Genomic DNA, 8,975 nt, shown 5'->3' with positions numbered 1-8,975 from the left:
GCTCCCGAGTGCTGCGCCTGGAAGACCTGGACACCAGCAACGGCCCCGACCTGAAAGTCTGGATCACGGACGCGACAGTGAAGCCAGGAAAGGACAGCTGGGACGTTTTCGACGACGGCGCGCACCTCAGCCTCGGCACGCTCAAGGGCAACAAAGGCAGCCACAACTACCCGCTGCCCGCCACTGCAGATCTCGAGAAGTACACCAGCGTGAGTATCTGGTGCGATCGGTTCAACGTCTCCTTCGGCGCCGCCGAACTGGCCCGCGCCTGACACGGAACCTGCGGCCGTACGCAGACTTTTCGACGAGATGGCCGACCGTCTCACTGAGGCTGCGAACACCGCAGGCGGCACTTCTTCGACCGACATGGGCGCGGGCATGGGAACGGTGATCTGCTCGTCGGCCGAGGCGTCCAGGGCCGCGTGCGCGGTGATCGGTCCGGCGTGGCCGGGCTCCCGGCGGGAGCCCGGCCACGCCCTTGTCATCGTGCTTCTGCTTCTGCTACCAGCGCATGCGGAGACTCGATGCATGAGCCGTTACGTCGGTCTACGCCCTGATTTGGCTGTTTCTCTGCGGATTGTCGGCTGTCATGCTGTCATGCTCCTTGCCTTTCGGGGGTGTCCGGGAGAAGAGCAACAGCGCGACGGACAGGGCAACGGGATAGGCGGCAGCAGACCATGGCTGAGGGATGATCTTCTCGGTGCCGACCGCGGCAACGGACAGCGCGAGCCAGCTCAGGAGGAGGCACGGACGTTTCACCAGGACTCTGGCTGTCGCAGCGCAACGACTCCCGAAACCCGCCCCCATCGAACGCATGGCCATACCGTAACCGTCCGTCTCATCCGAGACCATGGGCCTGCGCGCAGGAACGCCGGCACCACCTGGCCTTGAGCGGTGCCGGGGACCCGGTCACGTTCTGTCCACAAAGGCTTGGGTACACGCCACGAAGGCTCCGGGGTACCTACCAGTGTCCCGGAGCCTTCGCTTTCCGCTTCTCCGGCCGGATCAACGACCGGGCGCCATCCTGGTTACGTCCTCTCGCTGCCCAGGTCGTCCGGCAAACGCGGCCTGGGCTTCACACCTGTGGGGCCGGGGTGCGGGGTTCTGTCAGGATGGGGCGGTGATGGCAGGCAGGCTCCGGGCTTGGGGGGTCTGGAGGACGCGGTGGCGGGGCTGCGTCAGGCGGAGGCTGCGGTGCGGTTGGCGCGTCGGTGGTTGAGCGAGGCGATCGTTGCTGCGGTGCAGGCGGGGGAGAGCGTGGCGGGGGTTGCCGAGCGTACGGGCCGGGATGTCACCGAGATCCGGAACCTGCTGGCCGCCGCCTTCGGTCATCAGACCTGACCGGTCCTCGGTTCCGGTGCCATTGGAGGCCCCTCACCGGTGTTTCAGGCTGTCGTGGCCGGTGGCTGCCCGGTGGTGTGCCGGCGTTGGTGGTGGGCGAGGGCGCGGGCGATGTCGCGTGGTGGGATCCCGGCTGCGGCCGGGCTGCTGCCAGCGAGTGTTGGGTACAAGCGGCGGATGCGCTGGTCGAGCGGGATCCGCAGATGAGGGCGCCGCTGGTCGCGGATGGCGGCGATGGTCTGCGTGCTGATACCCAGGCGGGCCGCGAGGTAGGTGGCGGGCCACCCGGCCGCGGCGAGGGCGTTGAGTATCGCGGCGGCGTGCGTAGCGTCGGTCAAGCCCCGCCCACCACCACCCGCGCCCCTGCTCTGAGTGTGGGGTGCCGGGGGGTGGATGCCGAGGATGGCGTCGGCGGTGGCGCGGGCAATCCGGCCGGGCCTGGCGGCGGGTGGGCGGAGCAGACGCCGGACGAGGGTGACAGAGATCCCGGAAGTGTCCGCGATGTCCTGCGCCGCCATGCCGCGCCGGCGGAGCAGGGCGGCATGCTCGGCAGCCTGGACGGGCTCGACACGGGCCGGCAGACCAGCAGCGTGGTCCCGCTCACGCCGGTAGCGGGCACGGCGCGCGGCCTGACGGCACACCGGCCGGGCGCAGCCGTAGTCCGCACACGACGCCTGACCATGCCGCACCCGACTGCGCACCGGCCGACGGGGCGTGGGGACAGCCACGGGCACCGGCAAGGACACGGAAGCGGGCATAGCCATGGATTCTACGCACCTGGCAGCACGTGACCCCCAGGTCCATGCGTCCCTGGGGGCCAAGCGGGGCTGTGCTTCGGAGTGTTCAACGACGCAGCCCCGCGGACCCGACACCACCCCGTGCGCCATCGCGTGCACCCCGGTCCTGGTCCGCGACAATGCCTGCGCCATCACCTGCGGCAACGCCTGCACCATTGCCTGCGCCATCACCTGCGGCTTTGCTGTGACTCACCGGCGTGCTGCCGCAGGTCAGACCTGGTGGTGAGTGGGGGTCTGCCGCTCTGACTTCCCCTGGAACCGCCCCTTTGGATCCACAAAAGCAGGATGGAGGGTTGAGGAGGTCGGGCTGGGTCCGTGGGGACCGCTTCCCCGCCGCTGGGCGGCCCGGCGGTGGGTACGCGCCCCCGAGGCCGGCGCCCGGACCCGGGTCGCGGCGGCCCCCGGGGTGGGGCCGCGCGTTGGGGGCGGTGGCATCGGGGGCTGGGGGCCGTGATTGGCGTTGCGGCAGGGGTTGCGGCAGGCGTTGCGAGGGCCGTTGCGGCGGGGGTTGCGGCGGGCGTTGCGCACAGTCTGGCGGCCGAGCTGTATCCGCCCTGGTCACAGGTGGTTTTGCAGGCGCTGGCCGGTCTGACTTCTCCCGTGTGGGGGTGTTGGTGTGGTGGCAGGTGATCTCTGCGCGGGGGCGCCCGTCTCTCCGGCCGTTGGGGCGGGCCTGGGAGCCGCTGCGCTGGGCTTGTGGCGGGGCGGTCTATGGGGTGGGCCGCCGAGGTGTGCCCGGCGTCCGGCGTCCGGGGTCGGGGCTGCGCGGTGGGGGTGTGGGGGTGCCGTATGGCGGCTGCAGGAAGACGGAGCGCCGCTGTCGGTGTCCCCATCGCACCCGGACCGGTTCAACCCCGTTTGTCTCAAGGTGGGTTCGTGGACGTTATTTCGCACAGTCGAATATTCGAACGTGCTGATAGGAGCCGATGGACGCTCGGCCGCCGCGTCCGGCCACGCGGGTCCCGGCCGCGGGCAGGCTGTCACATGGACGTGCGAGGGTGGTTCAGGTCGCGCCAGTCCCGGGGCGACATTCCGTATGTCTGCCTGAACACCTTGCTGAAGTGGGACGCGTCCACGAAACCCCAGCGCCGTCCGGTCGCCGCGATGGTGCGCAGGGGCCCGTGCGGCCCGGCCAGATCCCGCTTGCACTCGGCCAGCCGGCGTGTACGGATCCAGTTGCCGAGGGTGATGCCCGAGCGGGCCAGTACGGCGTAGAGGTGTCGCACGGAGACGCCGTGGACGGCGGCGATCCGTGCGGCCGACAGATCGGGGTCAGCCAGATGTGCCTGAACGTACTGAGTGACCCGCTGGGTGAGCGTCGCCTCCAACGGCGCCTTGGCCAGGCCAGAGTCGCCGTGCTGGGTTGCCAGGACGGCGCGGAGCAGTTCGATGCTGGGGGTGACGACGGACTCGGCGTCCCGATCGCCCTGATGGATCTCGTCGCTGACGGCCAACTGTGAGAAGTAGGTGAAGGCGAGCCGCGCGACGGGATTGCCGGGACCCAGGGCGACCGCCGCCACGTCCCTCAACAGCCGCTCGGGCAGTGCCAGTGCGGCACGGGGGAAACGCAGGAAGTGGTGGTCGACGCCCTCGTCGAAGAGAAGTGTGTATGGGGCGACGGACTCGTAGACGGCGCACTCGCCCGGCTTCAGCACGCACTCGCGGCCGTTCTGCACCACCAGACTGGTCCCCGTCATCTGCACGCCGAGGAAGACGGCCGGCTCCTTGTCCTCCCGGGCCAGCCGTTCCGTCCGGTGGATGGCGACGGAGGTTGCACGGGCCGAACAGATCCGGAGGGGGCCGACGGTGCCGAGACCCAGGCGGACGGAGATGCCGTCGGTCGGCGGACCGTGATCGATGTCGACCGCCACGATGGAATCCCGCACCGCGTTCCGGACCACTTCCTCCCGGTCCTGCGGTGGCGTGAACGCGGTGTCCAGAACCGGGCTCATACGCCACACCTCTGCCCGCGTCCGTCACCCGGCCGGCCTGACGCCGGCCTGCCCCGTTTCCCCACGCGTCACCCTTCGAACGATCCCCCGGACCTCAGTTTGACGGACTGGTCATACGACGTGCAGCCAATTCGACAGGCGCGCACAAAGGCATCACCGCCCTCGTCCGACACCCTCACCGGAGACGGTGCACGACGGACAAAGAACCTTGCACGTATGACAAAGGCCGGGTCTCACGCCGCGGCTAGTGTCCATGGCCGAGCCCCGGGACAGCACCGCGAGCCGTCCTCGGGCTGCCCCGGAGACAGTGCTTCTCGCACGGAGAGGAACGACAGGCATGCGCAGGACAGGCAGCAGCAGGGCACTTCTGGCGACCGGGACCTTGCTGGGGGCCCTGATGGGAGTGGCGTCCGCCGCCGTCCCGGCCCACGCGGCGGACGGGGTGTGCACGGGAGCGGCCTCGGTGCAGAACGGATCGACGGGCCGGCACTTCGTGTACCCGATCAACGTCGCCAACAACACCATCTACTGCTACCTGCAGTCCGGGCACACCGGTCCCGGAGTCAGGGCCCTGCAAAAGAACATGAACAGCTGTTACGGCAAGAAGCTCGAACTCGACGGCATCTTCGGGTCGGACACCAGGAATGCACTGCGTGACGTCCAGAGCAGGATCGGCGCGGCGGTCGACGGCGTCTACGGCCGGGAGACCCTGACCAAGATGAAGTGGGCCCGCTACAGCAACGAAACCGGCGCCAAGTACGACTGCGCCTGAGCTTGACGTTCAACCTCGCAGGTCACCCGACCTACTGATCTCACAGCGTGATCAAGCACGCCTGCCCGATACTTCCCATGAGGAGCATGATGTCTTCACGCACGCCCCGCAACAAGCCTCGCGCCCTTGCTGCCCTGGGCGCCCTGGCAGCGGTACTCGCCTGCGGTGTCTCCGTCTCCCCCTCCGCGAGCGCGGCCGGTATATACCCGACCTGCAACACCACCAAGGCTGTTTCCATCAGCTCGGGTCACTCCGTCACGGTTCCCGCCTACAACAGCGGCAGCGGCAAGACCCTGACCTGCAATCTGGTATTCGACAGGGGCACACAAAACCCGGCCGTGACGGCGCTGCAGCGGAGCCTGAAGAATTGCGAGAGCTACGGCTACCTCACCATCGATGGTTACTACGGCCTGGAGACGATGACCGCCGTCGAGTTGCTCCAGGAGGACTATGGGCTCGGCGCGGACGGCGTCTACGGCCCGAACACCCGTGACAGCATGAAGCACTACAGTTCCACGCTGGGCTGCGCCCGCCTCTGACACCGCGATCCAGCTCCTGACGGCACTGGCCGTCCCTCGCCGCTCCGGCCGGACGCCCGGCCGGAGCGGCGATGCCGCTTGTCGGCGCCGCACCATGGCCGCGCGACTTCCTTGCCGGCCAGCGGCGCGCCTCCGCTGTCGCAGTCCGAGGCGAGCTGGCCGCGCCTCCATACCTGCCAGCTCCCTTTCGCAACAGCTCCGCACGTTCCCTCGGCCCTTCTCCCAGTGCTGCTGCTACCAGCGCATGCCGAGTGCGTTGAGTTCGGCCCGCCGTTCTGGGGTCAGCTTGTCGGCGCGGCGGCGGGTGTTGTCGACGAATTGACCGAGCTTGATGTCGGTCACGGTCCCGTCGGGCTCAGTGAGCTGTTCCACGTGCTTCCTTGGCGGCTGCAGGGCGCCCTCGCGGGCGTGGTACTGCCGGGCCGCCCGAAGGTTGATCGCCCACTTGTCGGCCTGCGTACGGGGCACCGGCGGCTTCTCGCCGGGTTCTGCCGGTCCGAGGTGGAGCATATTCTCCAGCATCCAGGCCTGCGCGGGCAGCAGAGCGTCCCAGCCCAGGCGCTGCGCCTGGACCCACGCCCCGAGGTCTTCGCCCTGCACCGCGGTTACGCCCGGGACGGTGGTGACGCTCGGAGGGGGGCTTGTTGGTGTAGGGGCTGGCGGCTGACCTGGTGTGTTGCTGTTTGGTTGAGAGGCCGGGTTGGCTGTTTGAGCGGGGAGCTCAGGGCGTTTGAGCTGGGGTTGTGTGTTCTGCGTTGAGGGGGGCCGGGCTTGCTGTAGCTGTCGGTAGGACGTATCACCCAGCCCCTGCCGGGCTTCTCCATGGAACGCGTCGTCGGCCTTCCTGCCGACATGTGGCTCCATCGCACCCGCGCAGCGAAACGGGAACTGCCCGACCTGCGCGGGCTGGGACGAAAATCGCCCTCCAGCGTCCCGGACCGGCTGTACCTGAGGGCACAGTGCATCACCTGGGACGGCCAGGTAGTGGTCAGCGTGTTCGTGCACGCAGCCCTCGAGGCCGGCGAGCTCCGCCTGACCGTCCGGCCGCACGTGATGACGCCCCTCTACAACGAACTGCGCGTGACCGCAGCACCCGCGAACAAACGCCGGATGCGACTGGTCGGATGGCTTGCCGCACAGTCACTGGTGGATGCCGCCGCCGGACCCGCAGCCCTGTGGCGCCTTGCGGCACGGACCGGTAAGCCCAGCGAAGGCCGCGCCGAGGAGAAAGACCCCGTCAGCCTCCGCGACCGCTACTCCACCGAGGAAGTCAGCGACATGCACCAAAGCGACGACGCCAAACGGCACGTCGTACTGATGCAGTCCTGCGTCTTCCGTGCCGTCGCCGACTACCTCAAGCAGCAGGGCGTCGACACCACCGCCTACGAGCAGCAGGTCGCCGTCGTGATCAACAACATCCTCGTGTACGGCGACAACAACGCCCCCATCCAGAACATTGCCGGCACCGGCATCAGCGGAGTCGGCCAGGACCAGACAAACCACGGAGGCACATGATGGCCATAGGCAGGCGTCACCCCGAACCGGCACCGGGCCACGGCTCCGGCGTCAGCATCGGCGGCAACAACAACGCGCCCATCCAGAACGTCGCCGGAGACCACATCTCCCACATCAGCCAGTCGGCATCCGCCCAGGGCGCCACCGACATCGAGACCGTCCGCAGCCTGCTCGCCGGCTTCCGCTCCGATGTGGAACGACATGCCGCGACCCTGACCCACGCCACGGCGCTCCGCGCGATGGCGGACACCATCGACTCCTCGCTGGCCATGCCCACGGAACAGCAGCCCACCGCGCTGCGCCAGATCGCGCAGGCTCTGCCCGCGCTGGTCGTCGGAACCGTCGTCCAGCAAGGAGGCGAGGCGCTTGCCCAGGCCGTCGGTGCCCTGTTGAGCTGAAGTGGACTCATCCCGATCGAGGCATGTACGCCAGCGGCCGGCACAGTATCTCCGGATGCCAAGCCCACCGGGCGAGTGGCTGCCGGTGCCGTCGGAATCAGCGGCGGCAGAAGCAGCTCCTTCTGCACGATCCGTTACTGGGAGTGCGACATGTGCCGCCATACGGCGTGCTCCAAGCCGGCGCGGTCGTGTCCGAGGAGATCGGCGGTCTGTTCGTACACGGCCCGCAGCTCCTCGTAGCCCAGGCCCGTGACCCCGGCCTGGGCGGCGAAGGCGCGCAGGTGCACGTCGACGGCGACCTGGGAGCGGCCGACGAGGTTTCCGAGGTAGTCCACGCTCTTGGGCCCCATGCCCTTCAACCTGCGCAAAGCGTCACGGCTGGTTTGCCGGCCGAGCCACGTGCACAGCTCCTCCCGGGTGTCGACGTTCTCGGTGACCAGCAGGTGGGTGATGGCGTGGGCGGTGGCGACTCTGCGCGGGCTGCGGAAGTTCATGGCGACGGCGAGGTCCTCGGTGGCCAGGCGTGCCTGGAAGCCGCGGACCGTGGCGGCGTCGGGCCAGGCGGTCTGGAGCTGGATCAGCCGTGGCCGGATCGTCGACTTGTACTTGCGGCGTGCGTGGAAGCTGGCGTCGCAGATCACGGCGCCCATGTGGGTCCAGCCTCGATGCGGGTGGAACGGGCCGTCGCCGAGGACGGTCCGCACGTGGGCGGCGAGAAGCTCCACCGGGCTGGGTACGGTCATGTGCCCATGATGACGTCCGGCCGGGGCAGCGCGGCGGGAAGATGCGAACTCTGGGGCAGGGGAATCGGTGCTCGGCCGAGCCGGAGTCCGGTCGCAGCGAGCATCATCCTTTCTTCGGGCGGCCCGGGAGTTGTCTCCGTGACACCTCTCGCGCCGGCTGCCAGTCACGCCATGGCTGGTGGGGATGAGCGATGTCGGCGTCCAGACATCGTGCAGGGTGTCGGGGGTGTCGGGAACGATCCGGCCGGGGCCGGCGGCGGGCTGCCCGCCGGTCGTGGTCGAAGCCACCGGCATCGTGTCTACGGGTACGCGGGCAAAGCTCGACCCATTGCGACGATCAGCCACTTGACGCGGTTGAACACTGTCACAATCTGCGCATGCCTGATGAGTCGGAAATGCCAGCTGCGCCACCTGTTCCTCCACAGCCCCCTATGCCGCGCGCTCCGGGCTGGCGTTCTCTCTCGCCGGTCATTGCCGCAGCGGTAGGGCTCGTCGTGGGGGCTGGCATCGTCGGTGCGGTGTGGGGCCTGTCGACCTTCGGCGAGCCGGACGCGCCCGGCACCTTCACGCTGACGGGCACGATGACCCTGACCGGCGACACCGTACTCGCCGACGACGGCGTGCGCTGCGTCGGCTCGTCGGGCTACGACGACATCCGTGAGGGCACCGGCATCACCGTGTACGACAGCGCCGGCAGGGTCATCGCAACGGGCAACCTGGGCGCCGGCGACAACTCTTCCCTGTCCTGCAAGTTCCCGGTATCGGTGCCTGGCGTACCGAAAGGCTCGAAGTTTTACCAGGTGGAGATCTCCCACCGCGGGAAGATCACCGTGTCGTCGGAGGAGGCAGAAGCCGGCGAATTCGGTGCCAGCCTCGGCTGACCGCACACGTGCCGACTACCCCCGCCCGCGGGCGGGG

At 68.8% G+C, this 8,975-nt stretch carries 11 protein-coding genes; 7 read left to right on the top strand and 4 right to left on the bottom strand.

All coding sequences use genetic code 11. The annotated features are described in order from the left end of the window. A partial coding sequence (locus tag AB0F62_RS36960; RefSeq protein ID WP_361809855.1) for a DM13 domain-containing protein occupies positions 1–272 on the top strand: 272 nt, incomplete at its 5' end. A gap of 871 nt (positions 273–1,143) precedes the next feature. Next, positions 1,144–1,341 (top strand): hypothetical protein, encoded by a 198-nt coding sequence (locus AB0F62_RS36955; protein WP_361809853.1) that lies wholly within the window; start codon positions 1,144–1,146, stop codon positions 1,339–1,341. Between the two features lie 44 nt (positions 1,342–1,385). Here the strand turns inward: AB0F62_RS36955 and AB0F62_RS36950 are convergent, their stop codons facing one another. Both AB0F62_RS36950 and AB0F62_RS36945 read right to left on the bottom strand, forming a co-directional pair. Further along, positions 1,386–1,679 (bottom strand): hypothetical protein, encoded by a 294-nt coding sequence (locus tag AB0F62_RS36950; protein WP_361809851.1) that lies wholly within the window; start codon positions 1,677–1,679, stop codon positions 1,386–1,388. 1,439 nt (positions 1,680–3,118) lie between these two features. Beyond that, complete coding sequence (locus AB0F62_RS36945; RefSeq protein ID WP_361809849.1) at positions 3,119–4,090, bottom strand: helix-turn-helix domain-containing protein; 972 nt, start codon at positions 4,088–4,090, stop codon at positions 3,119–3,121. A gap of 337 nt (positions 4,091–4,427) precedes the next feature. Between AB0F62_RS36945 and AB0F62_RS36940 the strand changes: the two genes are divergently transcribed. Next, the gene (locus AB0F62_RS36940) at positions 4,428–4,862 is read left to right on the top strand and encodes a peptidoglycan-binding domain-containing protein (protein WP_361809847.1); all 435 of its coding nucleotides are present in this window, start codon (positions 4,428–4,430) and stop codon (positions 4,860–4,862) included. An 86-nt stretch (positions 4,863–4,948) separates the two neighbouring features. Continuing rightward, complete coding sequence (locus tag AB0F62_RS36935; RefSeq protein WP_361809845.1) at positions 4,949–5,401, top strand: peptidoglycan-binding domain-containing protein; 453 nt, start codon at positions 4,949–4,951, stop codon at positions 5,399–5,401. A gap of 234 nt (positions 5,402–5,635) precedes the next feature. Here AB0F62_RS36935 and AB0F62_RS36930 read toward each other — a convergent pair whose 3' ends face one another. After that, a complete protein-coding gene (locus AB0F62_RS36930) occupies positions 5,636–6,001 on the bottom strand; it encodes a helicase associated domain-containing protein (protein WP_361809843.1) in 366 nt (121 codons plus the stop codon). Between the two features lie 222 nt (positions 6,002–6,223). On the opposite strand from AB0F62_RS36930, the gene AB0F62_RS36925 reads away from it, so the two are divergent. Together AB0F62_RS36925 and AB0F62_RS36920 are read left to right on the top strand one after the other, a co-directional pair. Further along, positions 6,224–6,916 carry a hypothetical protein gene (locus AB0F62_RS36925; protein ID WP_361809841.1) on the top strand — a complete coding sequence of 231 codons (693 nt, stop codon included), beginning with the start codon at positions 6,224–6,226 and terminating at the stop codon, positions 6,914–6,916. Then, a complete protein-coding gene (locus AB0F62_RS36920) occupies positions 6,916–7,314 on the top strand; it encodes a hypothetical protein (protein ID WP_361809839.1) in 399 nt (132 codons plus the stop codon). Before AB0F62_RS36925 ends, AB0F62_RS36920 begins: the two co-directional genes overlap by 1 nt. 134 nt (positions 7,315–7,448) lie before the next feature. Here AB0F62_RS36920 and AB0F62_RS36915 read toward each other — a convergent pair whose 3' ends face one another. Then, on the bottom strand, positions 7,449–8,057 hold the full coding sequence (locus AB0F62_RS36915; RefSeq protein ID WP_361809837.1) for a hypothetical protein: 609 nt from the start codon (positions 8,055–8,057) through the stop codon (positions 7,449–7,451). A 494-nt stretch (positions 8,058–8,551) separates the two neighbouring features. On the opposite strand from AB0F62_RS36915, the gene AB0F62_RS36910 reads away from it, so the two are divergent. After that, on the top strand, positions 8,552–8,938 hold the full coding sequence (locus AB0F62_RS36910) for a hypothetical protein (RefSeq protein ID WP_361809835.1): 387 nt from the start codon (positions 8,552–8,554) through the stop codon (positions 8,936–8,938). The last annotated feature ends 37 nt before the right edge of the window (positions 8,939–8,975 follow it).

It is taken from the genome of Streptomyces sp. NPDC026673 (assembly GCF_040638135.1).
Lineage (GTDB): Bacteria > Actinomycetota > Actinomycetes > Streptomycetales > Streptomycetaceae > Actinacidiphila.
Note: the sequence above shows the minus strand (reverse complement) of the source record. Positions and strands in the feature narration are given on the sequence as shown.